Here is a 23549-nt window from a genome sequence, read left to right on the forward strand (position 1 = left end):
ATGGATTCAACAACACCAAAGAAATCTTTACTCAAAAAAATTATTGCCATCATATTAGGGTTTGGCCCAGGTATTTTCGCCATTGGTTACACTATTGGAACAGGTAGTGTAACATCTATGATTGTAGCAGGAAGCAAGTTCAACATGCAATTGCTTTGGGTACTTTTATTAAGTTGCATCTTCTCAGGCGTACTCATGTTTGCTTATGGAAACTACGGATTAATAACTGGCGAAACAGCACTCTACGGATTTAAAAAACATTTAAAATTTGGTAAAGCTTTAGCCATATTAATTATAATAGGCATAACCTTTGGACAGTGGAATTCCTTAATGGGAATTCTAGGTATTTCCTCAAATATTATTTTTGAAATACTGGCTGTGAATTTTGATGGATTAAGCACTTTCAAATATGAAGCAGTTCTAATAATAGCCATTATTATAATAATTACATTTTACTTATTAATGTTGGTTGGGAAATACACATTTTTTGAAAAAATACTGGTCATATTTGTGACTTTAATGGGATTCTCATTTATACTTTCATTATGTTTTGTTCAACCACTTCCTATGGATGTTGTAAAAGGATTAATACCAACGATTCCTGATGTTCCTGGTGGTAAAATGTTAGTCGCTGCTTTTGTTGGAACGACGATGGCTTCAGCAACATTTTTATCAAGACCATTATTTGTAAAAGGAAAAGGCTGGACGATTAAAAACTTAGATCAACAAAAAAAGGATTCTATTACAGCTGCAATTTTAATATTTATTATCAGTGGAGTAATTATGGCTGTGGCTGCAGGAGCTTTATATTATGAAGGAAAAGAAGTAACACATGTATTGGATATGGCAAATACCTTAGAACCAGTGGCAGGTAAATGGGCGGTTACTATTTTCTTTTTTGGTGCCTTAAGTGCAGGTTTATCATCTATTTTTCCGTGTTTGTTAATTGCACCTTTATTAATTGCAGATTATCAATCTGGAGAGTTGGATACAAACTCAAAACAATTCAGAATTATAACGTTTATCGCTTGTTTAGTGGCTTTAATTGGACCAGCTTTTGGCGCCAACCCCATTGAAGTTCAAATTCTTTCTCAAGTATTTAATGTATTTGTGTTACCAGCTGTCGTATTAGGGATTATTTTAATGGTAAATAGTAAAAAAATAATGAAAAACTATAAGACCAGTGTAGGAGTGAATATCGGACTTTTTGCAGCACTGTTCTTTTCATTAGTGATTTCATATAATGGGATAGTTGCGTTAACAGAATATTTCTAAAAAAAATAAAACATAAAATTAAATAATACCACCATGAATAAAAAAACAACCACAATTGCACTTTGTATTTTATGTGCCATTTTTACACTGAATAGCTGTAAGAACACAGCTAAAAAAGTAGAGGAAACAACTGAAGAAAAAGAGACTGAAAAAACAGTATATGCCAGTGATGTCATTCCGTTTTTTGATCATTGGAAATTAATCTTAGGTGATGGATCAAATGTTGGAATCGCCAATAATTTTGAAAACAAAGATTACTTTTATACAACTAACGATGGTAAAAATGATTGGGTGGTTTTTAAAACGCCTAATGGAGGCAATACACATGGCACCTCTAATAATACGAGAACCGAATTAGCACAAACCAAAAAATGGTACCCTAAAACAGCTGATGATAAATTAACCGCAACACTTAAGGTTATGAATGTATCTGCTACAGGAGATGCAAGAGTAGCTGCTTCACATGCTGTTGTTGTAGGACAAATTCATAGTGCAGATAAACATGAAAATGAACCTTTAAAAATATTCTACAAAAAATTTCCAGGTCATAGTAAAGGTTCTGTGTTTTGGCATTATGAAATTAACACAGCAGGTGATGATAATTCTGGACGCTGGGATTATTCTTCAGCGGTTTGGGGACATGATTTTTCTGTAGTTGGTGACACTGAAAACACCTATCCTGAAGAACCAGAGGATGGGATTACTTTAGATGAAGAATTTAGCTATGAAGTAGTCGTTAAGGATGGTATTATGACATTGAAGTTTACAAGTGAAGGGCATGAAACCAAAACCTTTACAAAAAACTTAATTGAATCAGAATACACAACAAAAGCAGATATCCCTGAGCAAACCCAAAAACTATTTGTTCCTATTGGTCAAGATGGTGTAGAACGAAAAGAGGCATACTCAGGTGAAGGTTGCTTTTTTAAACTTGGTGCTTATAACCAAACAAATGGAAAATCACCAGAAGTGAATAGAAACTGGTGTTCTGGTGCTGAAACACATGGTGGTGATGTTCAAAAACAATATGCCGACGGAAATTATGCTGAAGTTTGGTTTAAAACAGGAAGTATTTCTGTAAGTGACAATGCCGTGTCTAACGAAGGGTATTTCAGCAAAAATGATAAAGTAAAATAAGTTATAAAACGATGATAGAAAATAAATTAACAGGTAAAAACATACTGATTACAGCTGGTGCTCAAGGTATTGGTGAAGCCATTACAAAGCATTTTATAGATAGTGGCGCCAATGTAGCCATTCACTATTTCTCTAGTGCAGACACAGCAAATGCTTTGGTAGGTGATGCAACTAATAAAGGACAAAAAGCAGTAGCCATTAGTGGCGATTTAACAAAAGAATCTGATGCTAATGCTTTAGTTGAAAAAACAGTAGAAACATTAGGAAGCTTAGACATACTTATTAATAATGCAGGTTCATTGGTTGCTCGCAAATTGCTCAATGAGTTGGAAGCTGAATTCTGGCATAAAGTCATGGATATAAACATGACATCAATGCAATTTGTAACGCGAGCTGCAACTCCTTATTTAGCAAAAAACGATAACAGTAGCATTGTTAATTTGGCATCACTTGCAGGACGGAAAGGTGGTCATCCTGGTTCATTGGCATATGCTACGAGCAAAGGAGCTATCCTAACTTATACACGTGCGCTTTCAACAGAACTTGGTCCAAAAGGTGTTCGCGTTAATGCGGTAGCACCTGGTTTAATTTTAGGCACATCATTCCATAATACACATACCACGAAAGAATCTGCAGCTAAAACAATTGAAGGAATACCAATTAATCGTGCAGGAAATGCTGACGATGTAGCAAGAGCTGTTCTATATCTTGCATCTGAATATGATGGTTTTATAACAGGAGCAACACTAGACATAAATGGTGGTGTTTATAATATGTAAATGTGCTGTCATTGATTATTATGTAGCATTTTTTAATGAAATATTTACACGCTGTAGTTAAATTAACACAGAAATGAGTTAAATTTCTATACATTATTTGGTAAATGCCAAAAATCTTGTATATTGGTAAACCAATCTGGTAAACCAATTTTAATATGAAAAATGTATCATCTTATATACTTATTTTAGTGGCTGTTCTAGCTACTACATTTTCATGTAAAGATCAGGTTACCTCTAAGTCAGCTAATGAAAATACGACAATTTCTGATGCTCATCCAAAACTAATTTTAACTGCTCAAGGCGTCAAAGACATAAGAGCACAATTAGGTACGATTCCAATTTTTGACAATACCTTAGCCAAGGTAAAAGAAGAAATAGATGCTGAAATTGAAGCAGGTATTGAAGTGCCAATTCCAAAAGATTATTCTGGAGGATACACGCATGTACAACACAAACGTAATTGGGTCGTATTGCAAAAAGCAGGTGTATTGTACCAAATTTTGGGTGACGAAAAATATGCCAAATATGTCAAAGACATGTTAATGGAATATGAAGCTTTGTACAAGACATTACCGCTTCATCCAAAAACAAGATCCTATGCTAGAGGCAAATTATTCTGGCAATGTTTAAACGATTCAAATTGGTTAGTGTATGTAAGTCAGGCGTACGATTGTATTTACAATTATTTATCTGAAGAAGAGCGCAGCAAACTAGAAACAAATCTCTTTAGACCTTTCGCAGATCATATTTCAATAGATAGTCCACAGTTTTACCAAAGAGTTCACAATCATAGTACTTGGGGCAATGCCGCAGTGGGTATGATTGGTTTGGTGATGAACGACCAGGAATTAATTGATCGTGCTTTATACGGCATTAAAGATTTAAAACTTGATGCTACTAAAAAAGATGATGATGGCGGATTTTTAAACAAAGACGGAAAAGCAGGTTTTTTAGCAAATATAGAAGAACCGTTTTCACCAGATGGCTATTATAACGAAGGACCATATTACCAACGCTACGCCATGTATCCATTTCTGATTTTTGCCGAAGGGTTACATAACGTAAAACCCGAATTAAAAATATTTGAATATAAAGATGGCGTTTTACTCAAATCAATAAATGCCTTATTGAACTTATCAGATGCTGATGGCGATTTTTTTCCACTTAATGATGGCCAAAAAGGCATGTCATATTACAACAGTGCTTTAGTAACTGCTGTAGATATTTCATATCATTATGGAGATCAAGATCCTGGTTTATTGAGTATCGCAAAAGAGCAAAACCAAGTATTGTTAGACGATTCTGGGTTAGCAGTTGCTCTGGGTATTAAAAACGGAAAAGAAGAACCTTTCAATAAAAAGTCGATTAATCTTTCTGATGGGCCAAACGGAACTCAAGGAGGCGTCGCTATTTTGAGGAATCAAGATATTGAGCTCGTATTTAAGTATGCAGCGCAAGGCTCAAGTCATGGTCATTACGATAAGTTATCGTATTCTTTATATGAAAAAGGCGAAGAAATTCTTCAAGATTATGGTTTAGCTCGTTTTGTAAATATTGAGCAGAAAGGTGGTGGGAATTATCTAAAAGAAAACAAAACTTGGGCAAAACAAACTATCGCGCATAACACTTTAATACAAAATGAGACCTCTCATTTCAATGCTAATTATGACATAGGAAGTCAGCATCATTCGGTACTACATTATTTTTCTTCAGAAAATGAAAATGTGAAAGTAGCAAGTGCAAAAGAATCTAATGCTTATCCTGGTACAGAAATGCTTCGTACAATGGCTATCATTAAAGATGAAGATTTTGAAAAGCCATACCTACTAGATATTATGAAGGTGACTTCAGCTTCAACTCAGCAATATGACTTTCCTTTTTACTATTTCGGACAAGTATTGCAAACTAATTTTGAATATAAAACAAAAGAAACTTTAAAAGCTTTAGGGAGTAAAAATGGATATCAACATTTATATCTAGAAGCTACTGCAAAAGCAAATAGTGATAATTCTAAATTCTCATGGTTTAGCAATAATAAATTTTACACGTTAACAACAGTAACTAATCATAAAGATGAATTGTTATTCACAAGAATTGGTGCTAACGATCCAGAATTTAACTTAAGACGAGATCCGGCTTTAATATTAAGAACCAGAAACTCTAAAAACAAAACATTTGTTTCAGTAATAGAGAGTCATGGAAGTTATAGTCCAGTTACAGAATCCGCAGTAAACTCAAAAAGTAATATCAAAGAATTAAAAGTTGTTTTAGATACTGAAGCATATACGGCTGTACAACTAACCAATATTAAGGGTAATACAAAACTATTTATAACAGCAAATACCAATGCTTCAAAAGAGGCAAAACATAACATAACAATCAACGATAAGAATTATGAGTGGTCTGGTTCTTATTATTTCAATTAAAATAAAACAGATAAAAAATGAAACGATTTAGTGAAAAGTACATTATTACAAAAAACATGGAATGGGAAGAACTGGGAGGCGGGGTCTCAAGAAAGTTTTTAGGATACGATAACCAAATCATGATGGTAAGAGTAAAATTTGAAAAAGGTGCATTAGGATCACCACACCAACATTTTCATACACAAGCAACGTTTTGTGTGTCTGGTAAATTTGAATTTGAAATTGATGGTGTAAAGCAAATTGTAGAAGCAGGAGATGGTGTATATATTGAACCTAATTTGTTACACAGCGCTGTTTGCTTGGAGGAAGGTGAGTTAATTGACACATTTAGTCCTGTAAGAGAAGATTTCTTAAGTGGTGGTGAGGTATCTTATTTTGGAGATAAATAGTCATTATAAAAATTATAATAATCCAATTTATAAAGGTTTATGCAATAGTAAAATTCTCACAAATAAGAAAATCTTTGCTATTTTAACTCAATTCTTTTCTTTTTTAACATATTAATTTTACTAAAACGTTGGATTTAACAAAATTTTATATATATTTGGTCAACCAATCTGGTGAACCAATTTTTTATACCTACAAAAAAAGGACAGGTGCACGCCTATCCTTTAAAATTTACTTCTTTGGAGGGAAGTAATAACGTACATATTACTTGTTGCAACACGTACAATACAAAAGTACAAAAAAACAATTTAACTATTGTCGTGCAGTTACAAGTGATTTTTTAAAAATAACTAATTAAAAATTAAACAATTAATTATGAATTTAAAAACTAAGTCTGCATTAATGATTATGCTTCTATTTAGCATAATAACTTTTGCTCAAGAAGGTATCCTTATTAAAGGGAACGTAACAGATGAAAACTCAATACCTATTCTTGGTGCTAATGTGTTAGTTCTTGACACAACAAATGGAACATCCACTGATTTTGATGGGAATTATGAAATTCAAGTGAATAATGGTGATGTTCTTCAATTCTCGTATGTTGGTTATACAACACAAACCGTTACTGTTAACAATCAAGAAACAATTAATATTAACCTAGCTGTAGATTCAAACAACTTAGATGAAGTTGTAATTGTAGGTTATGGTCAGCGAAAAAAATCACACTCTACTGGAGCAATTGCTAAAGTTAAAGGATCTGATGTCGCTGGTATTCAAGCGACTCGTGTAGATGAAGCTCTAACGGGAAAGCTCTCAGGGGTATTAATTCAAAATCAAGATGGTGCACCAGGTGCTGATCCTAAAATTCAAATTAGAGCTGCTTCTTCTATTAATGGTAATTCAAGTCCATTAATCGTTGTAGATGGCTATCCAATTTCAGGAAGTTTAGCAACGGTTAACCCAAACGATATTGAAAGCTTAGAAGTATTAAAGGATGCGGCTTCAGCTGCTATTTATGGTTCAAGAGGAGCTAATGGTGTAATTTTAGTAACTACCAAAAAAGGAAAGTTAGGCAAGCCTAGTTTTAGCTACAATGTCTACACGAGTACATCAAGTAGATATAAAAGAGATAATATAAATCCAACAGCTTCAGAATGGGCTAATACTATAGAAACAAATGTAGCGAATGGAAATTGGGACATCTCTGAAGTAGATCCAGATTTATATAATTATAGATTAAATGCGTTTAAAAACTCCCCTGATGTTGTTGCTGCAGAAGATTGGCTTTTCAGAAATGGTAGTACTACTAGTCATGACTTTAGCATGAATGGAGGAACAGAAAATGTAAAATACTTTGCTTCTATTGGATATCAAGATACAGAAGGTATTGTAATTACTCAAGAGTATGAAAGACTTAACGCACGTTTGAATGTCGATACTGAATTAGGAGATCGATTTAAGACTGGAATAAGTTTCAATGGATTTAAATCTGAAAGAGATATCGTAGGACATGATATGAGAGATCTATTAAGAGCTTATAACATTCACCCTATTTACCATACCGAAGCTTCAATAGCATTTGTTCAACAATTAGATCAACAAGCTCAAGCTTTAGGCTATGACTCATTTGACTCTGGCTTTAGAGGAGGTGACGACGCACCTTGGAATAGTAGTATTTACACATTACAACCAGGTGATACTGCTCAAGATTGGCATTATGGAAGAAGTGGTAATGGTATTGGTGGTTCTGGTGATGCAGGTCCAGCAACAAAGCTTGATAACACAGACCAATGGCAAAAAACGTATTTTGCTAATGTAAGTTCTTATTTACAGTTTGGAATTATAGATGGATTAAATATAAAAACTGTTCTTGGTGGAGACCTTAGAGACACAGAAGACTATTTTTATAGAGGACTAGAGTTTGACTCAAGAGCACGTAGTACACAAACTGCACTAGATCGAACAAATGTAAAAAGGTCTTCAGTATTAAGTGAAACTACTTTGAACTATGCAAAAGTATTTGGAAGACACGATGTTGCTGCAGTATTAGGATATGAAATACAAAACCTATATGCTAAAGGAACTTCACTAAATGGTACTAATGTTCCGTTTGGAGAAATTATAAACTTCAGTCTGCTAAACCCAGAAGACATTACTACAACAGAAAGAGACGAAACTATAAGTAGAAGAAGTGTTTTTGGAAGAATTAACTATGCTTTCGATGACCGTTATTTATTTTCAGTATCTGTAAGAAGAGATGGTGATTCTCGTTTCGGAGCTAATAAAAGGTTTGCTACTTTTCCAGCGCTTTCTATAGGATGGAATGTACATAACGAATCATTTTTTAAATTTGATCTTGTAAGTTTATTAAAACTAAGGTTTAGTACAGGGTCTTTAGGTACAACTTCAGACTTAGGGGCTTATAATTCATTAAGTCTTTTAAATTCTCAACCTACGATATATGGAAATGGTTATATAATTCCTGAAGATGTAGCTAATGCAGATTTAACTTGGCAAACAAACACAGAAACTAACTACGGAATTGATTTAGGTGTGCTAAGAAATAGAATTACTTTAGGTGTAGATTACTATACCTCAGATATTGAAGACATGTTAATTAATCAGAGTGTATCAGAAGTTCTTGGTACAACTTCCATTAGACTTAATACTGGAGATGTAAGAAGCTCAGGAGTAGAATTCGAATTTTCTGCTGGAGTTTTACAAAAGAAAGATTTTTCTTGGGATATAAGTGCTAATTTATCAACTGTTAAAACAGAAATTACAGATTTAGGTGGTCTAGACGAATTACCTCGAGTAATTTATGGCCAATCTGGTAGAGGACCTGTTTATAGAAATTATGTCGGTGGAGAAATTGGTGAAATGTGGGGAATAGAAACCACTGGACAAGTTGAAGGTGTTTACACTGCAGATCCAACACGAAATATTGGCATTAATAGTTCTGCATACTATGTTGTTGACCAACAATCTCCTGGAGAAGAAGGTTATGGTGAAATTGACAAGACTAAAACAGTTGCTGAAGGTGGTGATTTAGTGAAAATAGGACAAAATACACCAGATTTTTATTGGGGATTCAATAGCTCAATGAAGTACAAAGATTTTGATATGTCTCTCCAATTCCAAGGCGCTGAAGGAGGAGAGGTTTGGAATGTTGACCCAATATACTATAATTCAGAATTTGGTGGTAGACTAAGAAGTAGTTTTGATGCCAATGAAGACGGTATTGCCGATCATAATGGTCAACATTATTTAGACTCTAATAATCAATTAGACGCACAGATACAAGACGCGTCATACATAGCACTTAGAAACCTTACTATAGGTTATACCTTAAACCCTAAATGGACTAGTAAAGTTGGTATAAGTTCTACAAGGTTATATGTTGCTGCCACTAATTTATTGTATTTATGGTCTGATGATTACACCTCTTTCAATCCAGAGGGTATTGAGACTACAAATAGTGGTTATTTAGGAGCAACAACAAATGGTACACAAGTAGGTGCCAGCCCAATTGCTAGAAGTTTTACAATAGGTTTAAATGTTAATTTTTAAATAAAGAAAAAATGAAAAAAGTATATATTTTATTATTAAGTTCATTGTTGTTAACAACAGCATGTGATAATGATTTAGATCAAGCCCCACCAAATATTGCTAGTTCAGATTCTTTGGAAGATTTTGATGGCATTTTGAATGCAGCATATTACTATCAACTTGGGTCTGTAACACCAATGGCAGTAATGGGAGATTTTAGAGCAGATAATGCTCTAATGATTGAAGAGCCATATCCATCATTCGATAGATTCACTAGTGAATTACCAATCATGGAGGATCAATTCTTTAGACCTTTCTACTCTGCTCTATACAAGTCCATATTAAGCGCAAATAATGTTATTGATAACTCATCAGATGCTACTCACGTAGGTGAAGCTAAATTTCTAAGAGCCTTGTCTTACTTTAAATTAGTAAGAGTATTTGGAGATGTTCCTGTGAATTTATCTCCAGCTCCAAGCACAACTGATACATCTATTTTAGAAAGACAACCGGCTGACGATGTTTATAATAACGTGATCATTCCTGATTTAACAGATGCAATAGCAGCTTTAGATACAGAAATCGTAGACGGAAGAGCATCTAAATATGCAGCTCAAGGGTTGTTGGGTAAAGTATATGTTCAAAGAGGTAATTTTGCAAGTGCAGAACCACATCTAGCTGCTGTTGTAAACGGAGCTTCCGCTGCTGGTATTGAACTAGTAACTTCTGGATTTGCTGATATTTTTGGCGTAGAAAATGATTTAAATTCTGAAATCTTATTTGCTACTCAAGTTTCAAGTTCTATTGAAGATGAATATGGTTTTACAGAATTTTGGTCATGGTCTGCAGGACTTGACACTAAATCTTTAGATCCTTTAGACACAGACCTAATTGCTGCATTTGATGCAAGTCCTGGAGATTTAAGAAGAGCAGTAACAATAAATGAAGCAGATTTAATGTCACCTAAATTCCCTCAAACTGGTGGCCCTGATCACGACTGGATTGAACTGAGATTAGCAGACGTTATATTATTGTATGCAGAAACATTAAATGAAAATGGTTCTTCAGAAGAAGATGTTCTTGATGTTTTAGACCCAATACGTACAAGAGCTGGCTTAGCTCCTCTAGATCATACTGTTCTTAACACTCAGGCTTTGGTTAGACAAGCCATTCAAGATGAAAGAAGATTAGAGTTAGCCTTTGAAGGGCAAAGATGGTTTGACCTAGTTAGAACTGGTTCAGTTGATGCCGAAATGGGAGAAACGGTTAATAGTAATTATCATTTATTTCCAATTCCTATTTCTGAAATACTTGCAACTGGAGGAGTGATTACACAAAACCCAGGATACTAATTTTTAAACATTAATAAATAAATTTAAGATTATAGTTTTTAAGTATAAATAATATTTGATTAATAGTTTTTTTAAATATTACACTTTAGTCTTTTAGTATAAAAAGATGATTATTTTCTAAATCAAAGAAGAATGAGCTTATCTGAAAAAGATAGATTCAACGATTTAGAAGTACAGCATTAATTTTATTTGATTGGTCTAAATTAATTAATGTAACCTGTTGAGTTTTACTGGTGCCGCAGCCAGTAAAATTCATCAGAAAAGGTTTTGGTTTTTCTTTGGTTATCCCTTTTAAATTTCTAAATTTAACAAGTGTCTAATCAATTTTAGAATACAAATAAAAATATGAAGTTAGAAATACTTACTGTAAATGAGAATCAAAGTATTCAAAATTCAATTATTTCTAAGATTCGAGATTTAATCAATTATAAAAATCTTGAACCTGGAGATAAGCTTCCCTCTGAACGAGTACTTTCAGATAAATTTGAAGTTTCTAGAGGGAATTTACGTGAAGCCATTCAAAAATTAGAGTTTTACGGATTATTAAAGTCAATACCTCAAAGCGGGACTTTTGTTGCAAATATAGGAGTTATTGCTATGAACGGCATGATTGAGGACATTTTAAGATTAGATGATCCAGACTTTAAGTCATTAGTTGAAACAAGAATATTATTAGAATTAAAAACAGCAAGGTTAGCAGCAATCCGAAGAACAGATAAAGATTTAGAACAAATGAAGAATGCTTTAGAGGCTTATGCTAATAAAGTAAATAATGGTCAAGATGCTGTTCAAGAAGATTTACTGTTTCATTTAGCTATAGCAAAAGCTAGCAGGAATAGCACCATGAATACGTTCATGCTAATTATTACACCAGGAATAATTACAAATTTTGAAAAGTATCATGTATGTGATAAAAACCTAGCTCAATCAGGTATAAAAGAACATCAAGCTATTTTTGAGGCTATTAAAAATCAAGATCCTCAACTAGCAAAACAAAAAATGAAAGAACATTTCAAGATATTATATCAATACTGCTATAATACTTGATATTTAAATCTGTTAGAAAATTAATTGCACGTTAAATTTTCTAATGTAGAATACATTAAGGAGGGAAGTAATTTTATTCTTAGAAAATGCATCCGCATTTTGCTACTAAAATTTAATTACTTTTTATAAAAATTTAAATAACCATAAATTGGTTTAGAATATTATACTATGAAAGTAAGAGGTTTAAGATGGTGGATTATTGGATTGATTTTTATTGCAACTGTAATAAATTATATAGATAGAACTGCATTTGCTTTACTTTGGCCTCAAATGGGAGAAGACCTAGGCATGGATAATTCAGATTATGCCTTAATGCTTAATATTTTTATGATTACTTATGCTGCCAGTAAGTTTTTATCTGGAAGATTATACGATAAAATTGGAACAAGAATTGGGTTTGTTTTATCAATTGTGGTTTGGTCTGCTGCTGCTGCCCTTCACGCAATAGCAAGAGGTGTGGTTTCACTATCAATAGTTCGTGGGTTACTTGGACTAGGAGAAGCAGGGTTATGGCCTGGTGCTGTAAAAAGTAATGGCGAATGGTTTCCTGTAAAACAAAGAGCACTCGCACAAGGTATTTTTAATTCAGGAGCCTCTATTGGTAATGTGGTAGCTCCCGTAATTATAGTCTTTCTTTATGCTCAATTTGGATGGAAGTCTACATATTTAATATTAGGTGCCTTAGGTTTGCTATGGGTAATTCCATGGTTTGCTCTAAACAAGTCTAAACCAGAAAGTCATCCTTGGATTACTGAAGACGAAAGAAACTTAATACTTAATGATCGAATAGAAAATAATGACGTTGCTGTTGAAGGCGCTAAAAGTTTAAGCGTATTAAAAATACTTAGTTACAAACAACCTTGGGGCGTTTTACTATGCAGATTTTTTATAGAACCTATTTGGTGGTTCTTTGCAGGTTGGATGCCAATTTATTTAAATTCTAAGTTTGGTCTAAGCATAGAAGAAATAGGAAAAACTATGTGGATTTCTTATCTCATGGCTGCAGCAGGTGGAATTTTAGGAGGCTTATTTACTGAAGAAATAATAAAACGTACTTCTGTTGATATTGGTAGGAAAGCAAGTATTGTTTTAGGAAGCCTTCTAATTATAATTGGATTTGTTTCTATCATAATATTTGTAAATGACTCTAATTACATGACTTTCATTTATTTAGCAGGATTAGCGCTTTTTGGATTCCAATTTGCTATAGGTAATATTCAAACCTTATCTAGTGACTTATTTAAAGGACCTTCTGTAGGAACATTAGCTGGATTAGCTGGAACGATAGCTGCTTTCTCCCCTATTATAATGAACTGGTTTATTGGAAGCATTACCAAAGGAGGATCATATACACCTGCTTTTATAGCTATAACATTATCTGTGGTGCTAGCAGTACTAGCTATTTTCTTTTTAATTAGAAAAGTTAAGCTTGTAGAAAATTAAAGAAATATTATAACATAATAAAATTCAATATTAAACGATGAATAAATCAAATGAAAAAGTTGCTATTGTAACAGGAGCAACTGGAGGAATCGGATTCGAAGTTGCAAAAAGATTAGGTAAAGATGGATATACAGTAATTTTAAACGGTATAGAAGACGAAGTAGGAGCCGAAAGAGTTAAACAACTTACTAATGAAGGAATAACTGCCGAATATTACGGTTTTGATGTTACTAGTGACGAAGCTGTTACTTCTAATATCACAAAAATTGGTGAAAAATATGGTAAAATAGATGTTCTTGTAAATAATGCAGGTGGATTAGGTGGACGATCTAGGTTTGAAGACATGACAACTGAATTTTACAGATTTGTAATGGCACTTAACTTAGATTCAGTATTTTTTGCTTCAAGAGCTGCAATACCGTTTCTTAAAAAAGGAGAACACCCTTCTATAATTAACTATACTTCTAATGCAGGATGGACCGCTGGTGGTCCTGGAGCTGGAGTTTACGGCACATCAAAAGCTGGTGTTCATGCCATTACTCGTGCATTAGCAAAAGATTTAGCTGAATATGGAATTAGAGTAAATGCCGTTTCTCCTGGTACTATTGATACACCGTTCCACGCCCAAATTAAATCAACTAAACCTGAAGTTTTTGCCTCTTGGGCAAATAATATCATGCTTGGAAGATTAGGACAACCTGAAGATGTTGCTGGTGTGATTTCCTTTTTAGCTAGTAAAGATGCATCTTTTATAACAGCAGAAACTATTCAAATTGGTGGTGGACAAGCACTAGGAATTTAATATTAAAATTTTATTAATATAAAATGAGTAGATTAAAAGGAAAGGTAGCTGTAGTAACTGGAGGTTCTAGAGACATAGGAAGAGCAATATCGATTAAACTTGCTAAAGATGGAGCAAAGGTAGTTGTAAATTATAACAGCTCTGAAGCTGGAGCCAACAAAACTGTAGAAGATATAAAATCTATTGGAGGCCAAGCTATTGCTATTAAAGCTGATGTATCAAAACAAGATGACATTAACAATTTAAAAGCAAAAACTATTGAAGCATTTGGAAACACAGTCGATATTTTAGTAAATAATGCAGGTGGTCTTTTTGCTCGCAAAACATTACAGGAATTAGATGAGTCATTTTATAACTTAGTTATGAATGTTAATTTTAAATCTACTGTTTTTGTAACACAAGCTTTCGAACCTTTAATGACTAAAGGAGGATCAATTATCAACCTTTCTTCTCAAGCTGCTAGAGATGGCGGTGGCGGTGGATCATCTTTATATGCATCTTCTAAAGGAGCTGTAACTACATTCTCAAGGGCAATGGCAAAAGAGTTAGGCCCTAAAGGAATTAGAGTAAATGCAATCTGCCCTGGTTTAATTGGAACAAAATTCCATGACGATTTTACGAAAGATGAAATCAGAAATAAGGTTGCAGGAGCGACTCCATTAAGAAGAGAAGGTCAAGCTGAAGAAGTTGCAGGTTTGGTAACATATTTAGCATCAAATGAAGCTTCTTTTATAACAGGAAACAATATAGATATTAATGGAGGCTTAGCCTTTAGTTAAAATATAAAAAATAATAATGAGTAAAGTAGTCACTTTTGGAGAAATTATGCTCCGTTTAGCACCACAAGGATTTTTAAGATTTTCACAAGCCAATAGCTTTGATGTCGTTTATGGAGGCGGCGAATCAAATGTCGCTGTTTCTTTAGCTAACTACGGTGTTTCTGTAGATTTTGTAACGCGTTTGCCTGATAATGATATTGGACAATGCGCTATGATGGAAATGCGCAAAAGAGGCGTTGGTGTAGATAAAATTGTTTGGGGTGGAGATCGTCTAGGAATATACTTTTTAGAAACTGGTGCAGTAAGTCGAGGTAGTAAAGTTGTTTATGATAGAGCACATTCTGCTATCGCAGAAATTAAATCAGGAATGATTGATTGGGATGCTGTGTTTAATGGTGTAGAATGGTTTCATTGGACAGGTATTACGCCTGCTATTTCGCAGGGTGCAGCTGATGTTTGTTTAGAAGCAGTAAAAGCAGCTAGTGAAAAAGGAATTACCATTTCTACAGATCTAAATTATAGAGCTAAATTATGGAAATATGGTGGCGATCGTGAAGCTATTATGACCGAACTCACCTCCTACTGTGATATCATTTTAGGCAACGAAGAAGATGCCGAAAAACATTTTGGCATCCATCCTGAAGGATTAGATGTTCACAAGCATGGCCATGATGTAAAAGCAGAGGCATTTCTATCTGTTTGTAAACAAATGATGGAAAAATTTCCTAAAGCTAAAAAAGTAATAACAACACTTCGTGGATCAATTTCAGCATCTCATAACACATGGGCTGGAGTTCTTTATGATGGTGAAAAAATGTATGAAACTCGTCAGTATCAAATCACAGATATCGTCGATCGTGTTGGCGGTGGAGATTCGTTTATGGGTGGATTAATATATGGGTTATTAAAATATCCTGAAGATGACCAAAATGCATTAGACTTTGCAGTTGCTGCATCATGTTTAAAACACACTATAAAAGGAGATGCTAATCTGGTAACTGTTTCTGAAGTAGAAAAATTAATGGGAGGTGATGCTTCTGGACGAGTAGCACGTTAAACAAAAAAATATGGCACAATTTTCAAGAATAGAAGTTGCGAATACGATGAAACTAACGGGACTTGTCCCTTTGTTTTACAATAACAACTTAGAAATCAGCAAGAAAGTATTAAAGGCTTGTTACAATGGAGGAGCTCGACTTTTAGAATTTACAGCAAGAGGTGATTTTGCTCATGAAGTTTTTGGTGAATTAGTTAAGTATGCAACTTCAGAATTACCAGGAATGATTTTAGGAGTAGGATCAGTTACTGATGCAGCTTCAGCATCAAGATTTATGTCTTTAGGCGCTAATTTTATTGTAACTCCAGTTTTAAGAGAAGATATTGCACTTGTATGTAACAGACGTAAGGTTTTATGGTCTCCTGGTTGTGGATCGCTAACTGAAATTGCTAGAGCTGAAGAATTAGGCTGTGAAATAGTAAAACTTTTCCCTGGAGGAATCTATGGCCCAGATTTCATAAAAGCAATTAAAGGCCCTCAGCCTTGGACTAGTATTATGCCAACTGGAGGTGTATCGCCAACAAAAGAAAATTTAGAAAGTTGGTTTAATGCAGGAACAATTTGTGTAGGAATGGGTTCTAAACTGATTAACAAAAATTCAGATGGACACTACGATTTAGAAAAAATTGAAACGCTTACAAGAAAAGCTATAGATATTATTAAAGGACTTAAAAATTAATGTATTGGAAACTTCTATTACTTTAAAACAATTGTCGCACCTATCTGGGTTTTCTGTTTCAACAGTATCTAAAGCTTTAAACAATAAATTTGATATTAGCTTAAAAACCAGGCAATTAATTAAATCTATTGCAAATGAAAACAATTACATCCCTAACAATCATGCTGTAGCTTTAAGGAAAAAGAAAACAAATACTGTTGCTGTAATTTTACCACAAATTAATGATGAATTTTATAGCTGTTTTTTACATAATATTGAAAAAGTAGCTTTTAGTTTTGGTTATAGAATTATTCTTTTTCAATCTTTTGAAGATCATGAAAAACTTGAAGAATGTATCTTAAAAATAAATGACGGAACCGTTGATGGGATTATTTTATTAACCGAATCAAAAACAAATCACACATATAATTATTCGAAGACTAGTAATCTGCCTCTAGAACATATCTTAGTCTCAAAAAACAAAACACAAAAACAATTAAAGTTAGAATGTATAAATAACTTTACAAAACTTATAGAATCAATTCTTTAGTAAAAAGCTCATTTTAATATATGCTAAAAAAAGCTATTCATTTTATGATATTGAGTGCTTTTGCTTTTGCACTGTTAAATGCTTTTGTTAAAAGTTTGAATCATTTTAGTGCCTATCAAATTGTGTTCTTTAGATCTATTGGCTCATTAGCTTTTACTGTACCTTTCCTTATTCGAAACAATATTTCAATGTACGGAAATAAAAAAAAACTGCTAATCATTAGAGGATTAGTAGGTGTTACTTCAATGACATTGTTTTTTTATTCTTTAAAATATTTAAATATGGGGACTGCAGCAACAGTTCGGTATATCTCACCTATTTTTGCGGCTATTTTTGCATTGATTTTTTTAAAAGAAAGAATAAAACCCTTACAATGGCTATTTTTGTTAATTGCTTTTTCTGGGGTTTTAATTTTAAAAGGTTTCGATTCTCAAATAAATACTATAGGTTTAATCTATGCTATAGCCTCAGCCATTTTTAGTGGTTTAGTGTATGTAACAATTAGAATGATTGGTAAAGGAGACCATCCTGTAGTTATTGTCAATTATTTTATGATTATTGCAGCTATAGTTGGAGGCGTGTTAGCTATCCCAAATTGGATTACACCAGTAGGTTATGAATGGGGCTTACTTTTAAGCTTAGGTGTTTTTGGATATTTTGGACAATTCTATATGACTAAGGCATTTCAAAATATTGAAACAAATCAGGCTGCTCCTTTAAAATATATTGAAGTCATATTTACGCTACTTATTGGTGTAATTTGGTTTAATGAAATCTATACTCTTTGGAGTGTTCTAGGAATTCTCCTAATTGTGTCTGGATTAATCTTAAATGTTAAAACCATTAGAAAATAGGCAAACATTGTTTAAAAACTACGTTATAGCAGAGAGCTCTGTTATTGTTAATTATAAATCATAAAAAAAGCCTTTATCTTTCGATAAAGGCTTTAGTACTGAAGACGGGACTTGAACCCGTACGTCCTAATGGACATTGGATTTTAAGTCCAACGTGTCTACCAATTCCACCACTTCAGCATTGGTATATTTTAAGAAAGTTTCAGAGCGAAAGACGGGATTTGAACCCGCGACCCCCACCTTGGCAAGGTGATGCTCTACCCCTGAGCTACTTTCGCAGTTTTTAATGAACGCACAATATCACTATTGCGGATGCAAATTTAAAATATTTCTAGGAATTCCAAAGCCTTTTTAAAGAAATAATCCATTTATTTTTAAGCACGCTTTTTCTTCATAAGCATACGTTTAATTTCATTAAGTTTCATTAGTGCTTCTACAGGTGTAAGTACGTCAATATCAATGTGTAATATCTCATCTTTAATCTCTTCAAGTAAAGGGTCATCTAAGTTAAAGAAGCTTAGTTGCATTTCATCTTTTAACGATTTCACTTTATCTGTAAGCTCTTCACTTGAATGCGATTTTTCTAATTTCTTTAAAATCTTGTTGGCACGATGTAAAACCTGCTGTGGCATTCCAGCCATTTTAGCCACATGAATTCCAAAACTATGCTCACTTCCTCCAGAAACTAGTTTACGCAAAAACAAAACATTATCTTTTAACTCTTTTACAGACACATTATAGTTCTTAATTCGGCTAAACGTTTCTGTCATTTCATTTAACTCATGATAGTGTGTTGCAAAAAGTGTTTTCGGCTTTGCTGGATGCTCATGCAAATATTCACTAATAGCCCAAGCTATGGATATGCCATCATAAGTACTGGTACCACGACCAATTTCATCAAGCAACACCAAACTTCTATCTGAGATATTATTCAAGATAGATGCGGTCTCATTCATTTCAACCATAAAAGTAGATTCTCCCATGGAGATATTATCACTCGCTCCTACTCTTGTGAAAATTTTATCGACCAATCCTATTCTTGCAGATTTCGCAGGCACAAAACTTCCCATTTGGGCTAATAATACAATTAATGCGGTTTGACGTAAAATTGCTGACTTTCCTGACATATTTGGCCCAGTAATCATAATGATTTGCTGCGTTTCTCTATCTAAAAACACATCATTTGCGATATAGGCTTCACCAATAGGCAACTGTTTTTCAATGACAGGATGACGACCATTCTTTATTTCTAAATCGAATGAATCATCTATTATTGGATATACATATTTATTGTCTTTGGCTAGCTGAGCAAATCCACATAAGCAATCTAACTGTCCAATGAGATGAGCATTTTGCTGTACTGGTTTTATATAGTGATTCATCCAAGTCACCAATTCTGAAAATAGTTGTTGTTCGATTCCTAAAATACGTTCTTCAGCACCTAAAATTTTAGCTTCATACTCTTTAAGCTCTTCAGTAATATAACGTTCTGCATTGACTAAGGTTTGTTTTCTTATCCATTCCTCAGGCACTTTGTCTTTATGTGTATTACGCACTTCAATATAATACCCAAAAACATTATTAGATGCTATTTTAAGTGATGTAATTCCTGTGCGATCACTTTCGCGTTTCAGCATTTGATCTAAATATGCTTTACCTGAAGTTGACAAGCCACGAAGCTCGTCTAATTCTTCAGAAAACCCTTCAGCAATAGTGTTTCCTTTTAAAACATTCACTGGAGCATCTTCATTAAGTATGGCTTTAATCTTCTCTCGAAGCCCATCACAATCTTGTAACTTATCTCCAATTATTTTAAGTGATTCATTATCGCAATGATACGATAATGCTTTAATTGGCGATATGGCTTCTAATGAATTTTTTAACTGAATAACTTCTCTTGGATTCACTTTTGAAGTCGCTACCTTAGAAATTAAGCGTTCAATATCACCAATATGTTTAATGTGATTCTGAATTTTCTGAAGGATTGTTTTGTCTTTAGTCAAAAAATCAACGACTTCATGACGCTGCTTTATTTTATCTACATTCTTTAAGGGTAATGCCAACCAACGCTTTAATAAACGCCCTCCCATTGGAGAAGTGGTTTTGTCAATTACATGAAGTAATGTAACCGCATTATTGTTGTTTGAATGGTAAAGTTCTAAGTTTCTAATCGTAAATTTATCCATCCAGACATACGCATCTTCTGCAATTCTGGAAATAGATGTAATATGCTCTAATTTATTATGCTGTGTTTCGCCAAGATAGTGTAAGATTGATCCTGAAGCGATAATGCCTTCATATAAATCTTCAATACCAAATCCTTTTAATGTTTTGGTGTTAAAATGTTTGACTAAGGTTTCATTCGCATAGTCTATTTGATACACCCAATCTTCAAGGTAAAAAGTGTGGAAATCGTCGCCAAAAGTTTCATTGAACAACGAACGCTTTTGTTTGGATACTAACACTTCACTTGGATTGAAATTTTGAAGGAGCTTATCAATATACTCAGCATTACCTTGAGAGGTTAAAAACTCACCTGTAGACACATCTAAAAACGAAATGCCTATTTTATTTTTTTCAAAATAAACCGAGCATAAAAAGTTATTCGATTTAGACACTAAAACTTCATCATTCAAAGCTACCCCAGGTGTTACTAGTTCTGTAACGCCACGTTTCACTATAGTTTTTGTTTGCTTAGGATCTTCTAATTGATCACAAATAGCAACCCGTTCTCCTGCTTTAACTAATTTTGGCAAATAGGTGTTTAACGAATGGTGTGGAAAACCTGCTAACTCTGTTTCGCTTTCACTTCCTGCACCTCGTTTAGTTAATATAATACCTAGAATTCCCGCAGCTTTTACAGCGTCTTCTCCAAAGGTTTCATAAAAATCGCCTACACGAAATAACAACAATGCATCTGGATACTTTACCTTAATGGCATTGTATTGTTTCATTAAAGGCGTGACTTTTTTTGCTTTTTTTGCCAATGGATAAGTGATTTTTATATGTTATTTTTGTCCTGAATGCAAGATTGCTAATGTAATTAATATTTGATTTTTACTGAAATCATCTCTACATAAGTTATCTACAATTATTCACATCCTATGCGCAAATTAAAAAACAGTGAATTAGACCGATTAAGTGTCGATGAATTTAAACAAACTAAAAAAACACCACTCATTATTGTGCTTGATAATATTAGGAGCTTGAACAATATAGGCTCTGTGTTTAGAACGAGTGATGCTTTTTTAATTGAAAAGATTTACCTCTGTGGTATAACAGCCAAACCACCTCATAAAGACATTCATAAAACTGCACTTGGGAGTACTGATTCTGTTGCCTGGGAATATGTAGAAAACACTATGACTGTTATTGATAAATTACAACAAGATAAGGTTCAAATATGCGCAATTGAACAGGCTGAAAACGCTACGATGTTAAATAAATTCTCACCAAAACAAAATACAACTTATGCTTTAGTTTTTGGCAACGAAGTCAAAGGGGTTTCTCAAGATGTGGTAAGCGCAAGTGATTTTGTTCTTGAAATTCCTCAGTTTGGAACCAAACATTCTTTAAACATTTCTGTGAGTTGTGGTGTTGTGGTTTGGGATGTTTATAGTAAACTAATCTTAAATCAAAAATAGGTGGCCAAAAAACCGAAGCAACCTTGGCCAACCAAAGCTGTTATGCAACAGATTTATGAAATGAACCTTTGGGGAGGAACATCCACTGATTTTTATTCTGGCACAGGTTCGCATGAACCAAAAATTGTAAATCCATATCTTAAGGCCTTAATTACCTTTTTTGAATCTCATAATACGCCTTTAGTTGTTTGCGATTTAGGTTGTGGTGATTTTAATATTGGTAAATCTCTTTCAAAATATACCCAGAAATATATTGCTATTGATATTGTAGAAAAACTTATTAATAGGAATAAAAGTTTATTTAAAGAAAGTAACTTAGAGTTTTATTGTTTGGACATTTCGAACGACGAGCTCCCTTCAGGCGATTGTATTATATTACGACAAGTATTACAGCATATATCAAATACCGAAATCCAAAAAATAATTAAGAAAATAGCCGTTTATAAATACATTATATTAACTGAACACCTCCCTTCTGAAGACTATATTCCTAATAAAGACATTATTTCTGGCCAAGGTATTAGGCTAAAACAAAACAGTGGTGTTAATCTACTAGAAGCACCTTTTAATTTAAATATTAGAGAGGAAAAAACTCTTGACACGTATATACTAGAGAACAACAAAGGTTGTATTGTTACCACATTATACACTCTTTTTTAAAAGCTTAGATGTTTAATCACAAATCTGGTCTAAAATCCAAAGGTAATCGGCTCTATTCTTTACAAAATCTCTATTGGAAATATCGATAATCTTGACATTTAATTCAGGTTGGTTTTTTAAAAACTCTAAATACCCAGAATTAATTTTATCTAAATAATCGTCTTCAATATCTTTTTCGTAGTTACGTCCTCGTTTTTTTATATTCTCTTGAAGTCGCTCTGTATTCTGATATAAATACACATACAAATCTGGTTTCGCAATATCTTTATAAACTTGATAAAAAAGCTTTCTATATAATTTAAATTCATCTTCAGGTAAAGTGATTTTAGAAAAGATAAGCGATTTAAATACATCGTAATCACTAACAATAAAATCCTTAAACAAGTCTAATTGCGATAAATCGTCACTAATTTGCTGATAACGATCTGCCAAAAAAGACATTTCTAAAGTGAACGCATAACGTTTTGGTTCTTTATAAAATTTAGGCAAGAACGGATTATCTGCAAAACGCTCTAAAATTAATTTCGCATTAAAATCATGTGCCATTTTATTTGACAAGCTCGTTTTTCCTGCACCAATATTTCCTTCAATGGCAATAAAATTATACTTTGAAAAGTCATATTGCTTACTTGGATTTTTCAACCAAATATTAATAGGTGTCAATACACTTTGATCTGTACACTCTTCTAATAAAACACTAACTTCTTTCTCAAATAATGGATGTTTTAATTGTGCTGCAATATTATTTAGAGGCTGCAAAACAAATCTGCGTTTATGCATTTCTGGATGTGGAATGGTTAAGGTTTTAGATTCTAAAACGTCTTCTTCAAAAAAGATAATATCTAAATCTATAATCCGAGCTTGATATCCTTCAGAAGCACTTCTTACACGTCCTAATTGCTTTTCAATACCTAGCAGGTTTTTTAGGAGTTTAGCAGGTTTTAATTCAGTTTCTAAAATCAAACAAGTGTTCAAAAAATCATCGCTTTCAAAACCAAAAGCAGGTGATTTGTAGACTTTAGAAATTAATTTTATATGACCAATCTGCTGATGAATAGCGTCTATGGCATTTTGCAAATTTTTAAATTTGTCGCCTTTATTACTTCCTAAAGATATGTAGACTTTTTTTGGTTGGTTCATAACAGGTGGC

19 protein-coding genes and 2 tRNA genes are annotated in these 23549 nt (G+C 33.3%); 17 read left to right on the forward strand and 4 right to left on the reverse strand.

Annotated elements, in window-relative coordinates; translation table 11 throughout:
- The 15 genes from ACFS5M_RS00575 to ACFS5M_RS00645 all read left to right on the forward strand — a co-directional run bounded on the left by ACFS5M_RS00575 (position 1) and on the right by ACFS5M_RS00645 (position 18095).
- Entirely contained in the window at positions 1–1275 is a 1275-nt protein-coding gene (locus ACFS5M_RS00575) for an Nramp family divalent metal transporter (protein ID WP_183484301.1), read from the forward strand.
- Positions 1276–1308: 33 nt separating this feature from the next.
- A complete protein-coding gene (locus tag ACFS5M_RS00580; RefSeq protein ID WP_183484304.1) occupies positions 1309–2412 on the forward strand; it encodes a polysaccharide lyase family 7 protein in 1104 nt (367 codons plus the stop codon).
- An 11-nt stretch (positions 2413–2423) separates the two neighbouring features.
- Entirely contained in the window at positions 2424–3191 is a 768-nt protein-coding gene (locus tag ACFS5M_RS00585) for an SDR family NAD(P)-dependent oxidoreductase (RefSeq protein ID WP_183484307.1), read from the forward strand.
- Between the two features lie 155 nt (positions 3192–3346).
- The gene (locus ACFS5M_RS00590) at positions 3347–5617 is read left to right on the forward strand and encodes an alginate lyase family protein (protein ID WP_183484309.1); all 2271 of its coding nucleotides are present in this window, start codon (positions 3347–3349) and stop codon (positions 5615–5617) included.
- A 17-nt stretch (positions 5618–5634) separates the two neighbouring features.
- A complete protein-coding gene (locus ACFS5M_RS00595; protein ID WP_183484312.1) occupies positions 5635–6006 on the forward strand; it encodes a cupin domain-containing protein in 372 nt (123 codons plus the stop codon).
- 373 nt (positions 6007–6379) lie between these two features.
- A complete protein-coding gene (locus tag ACFS5M_RS00600) occupies positions 6380–9574 on the forward strand; it encodes a SusC/RagA family TonB-linked outer membrane protein (RefSeq protein ID WP_183484314.1) in 3195 nt (1064 codons plus the stop codon).
- A gap of 11 nt (positions 9575–9585) precedes the next feature.
- On the forward strand, positions 9586–10905 hold the full coding sequence (locus ACFS5M_RS00605; RefSeq protein WP_183484317.1) for a RagB/SusD family nutrient uptake outer membrane protein: 1320 nt from the start codon (positions 9586–9588) through the stop codon (positions 10903–10905).
- Positions 10906–11250: 345 nt separating this feature from the next.
- The gene (locus tag ACFS5M_RS00610; RefSeq protein WP_183484320.1) at positions 11251–11952 is read left to right on the forward strand and encodes a FadR/GntR family transcriptional regulator; all 702 of its coding nucleotides are present in this window, start codon (positions 11251–11253) and stop codon (positions 11950–11952) included.
- Positions 11953–12120: 168 nt separating this feature from the next.
- The gene (locus ACFS5M_RS00615) at positions 12121–13395 is read left to right on the forward strand and encodes an MFS transporter (protein ID WP_183484323.1); all 1275 of its coding nucleotides are present in this window, start codon (positions 12121–12123) and stop codon (positions 13393–13395) included.
- 37 nt (positions 13396–13432) lie between these two features.
- Complete coding sequence (locus ACFS5M_RS00620; RefSeq protein WP_183484326.1) at positions 13433–14197, forward strand: SDR family NAD(P)-dependent oxidoreductase; 765 nt, start codon at positions 13433–13435, stop codon at positions 14195–14197.
- 23 nt (positions 14198–14220) lie between these two features.
- Entirely contained in the window at positions 14221–14976 is a 756-nt protein-coding gene (locus tag ACFS5M_RS00625; protein WP_183484329.1) for an SDR family NAD(P)-dependent oxidoreductase, read from the forward strand.
- A 16-nt stretch (positions 14977–14992) separates the two neighbouring features.
- Complete coding sequence (locus ACFS5M_RS00630; protein ID WP_183484332.1) at positions 14993–16033, forward strand: PfkB family carbohydrate kinase; 1041 nt, start codon at positions 14993–14995, stop codon at positions 16031–16033.
- 10 nt (positions 16034–16043) lie between these two features.
- Entirely contained in the window at positions 16044–16712 is a 669-nt protein-coding gene (locus ACFS5M_RS00635; RefSeq protein WP_183484335.1) for a bifunctional 4-hydroxy-2-oxoglutarate aldolase/2-dehydro-3-deoxy-phosphogluconate aldolase, read from the forward strand.
- Positions 16713–16716: 4 nt separating this feature from the next.
- The gene (locus tag ACFS5M_RS00640; protein ID WP_183484338.1) at positions 16717–17241 is read left to right on the forward strand and encodes a LacI family DNA-binding transcriptional regulator; all 525 of its coding nucleotides are present in this window, start codon (positions 16717–16719) and stop codon (positions 17239–17241) included.
- A gap of 20 nt (positions 17242–17261) precedes the next feature.
- Positions 17262–18095 (forward strand): DMT family transporter, encoded by an 834-nt coding sequence (locus ACFS5M_RS00645; protein WP_379897599.1) that lies wholly within the window; start codon positions 17262–17264, stop codon positions 18093–18095.
- Positions 18096–18191: 96 nt separating this feature from the next.
- Here the strand turns inward: ACFS5M_RS00645 and ACFS5M_RS00650 are convergent.
- The 3 genes from ACFS5M_RS00650 to mutS all read right to left on the reverse strand — a co-directional run bounded on the left by ACFS5M_RS00650 (position 18192) and on the right by mutS (position 21082).
- Positions 18192–18275 (reverse strand) — tRNA-Leu (locus ACFS5M_RS00650).
- 26 nt (positions 18276–18301) lie between these two features.
- Positions 18302–18373, reverse strand: a tRNA-Gly gene (locus tag ACFS5M_RS00655).
- Between the two features lie 96 nt (positions 18374–18469).
- Entirely contained in the window at positions 18470–21082 is a 2613-nt protein-coding gene (gene mutS, locus ACFS5M_RS00660) for a DNA mismatch repair protein MutS (RefSeq protein ID WP_183484342.1), read from the reverse strand.
- A 117-nt stretch (positions 21083–21199) separates the two neighbouring features.
- Between mutS and ACFS5M_RS00665 the strand changes: the two genes are divergently transcribed.
- Positions 21200–21739, forward strand: a complete 540-nt coding sequence (locus ACFS5M_RS00665) for an RNA methyltransferase (protein WP_183484344.1) — start codon at positions 21200–21202, stop codon at positions 21737–21739.
- Entirely contained in the window at positions 21740–22399 is a 660-nt protein-coding gene (locus ACFS5M_RS00670; protein WP_379897602.1) for a class I SAM-dependent methyltransferase, read from the forward strand.
- 12 nt (positions 22400–22411) lie between these two features.
- On the opposite strand, the gene folK is transcribed toward ACFS5M_RS00670, so the two are convergent.
- Positions 22412–23539, reverse strand: coding sequence for a 2-amino-4-hydroxy-6-hydroxymethyldihydropteridine diphosphokinase (folK, locus tag ACFS5M_RS00675; protein WP_183484347.1), 1128 nt, complete (start codon positions 23537–23539; stop codon positions 22412–22414).
- Positions 23540–23549 lie beyond the last annotated feature (10 nt).

Source organism: Lacinutrix iliipiscaria (assembly GCF_042686125.1).
Taxonomy (GTDB): Bacteria; Bacteroidota; Bacteroidia; order Flavobacteriales; family Flavobacteriaceae; genus Oceanihabitans; species Oceanihabitans iliipiscarium.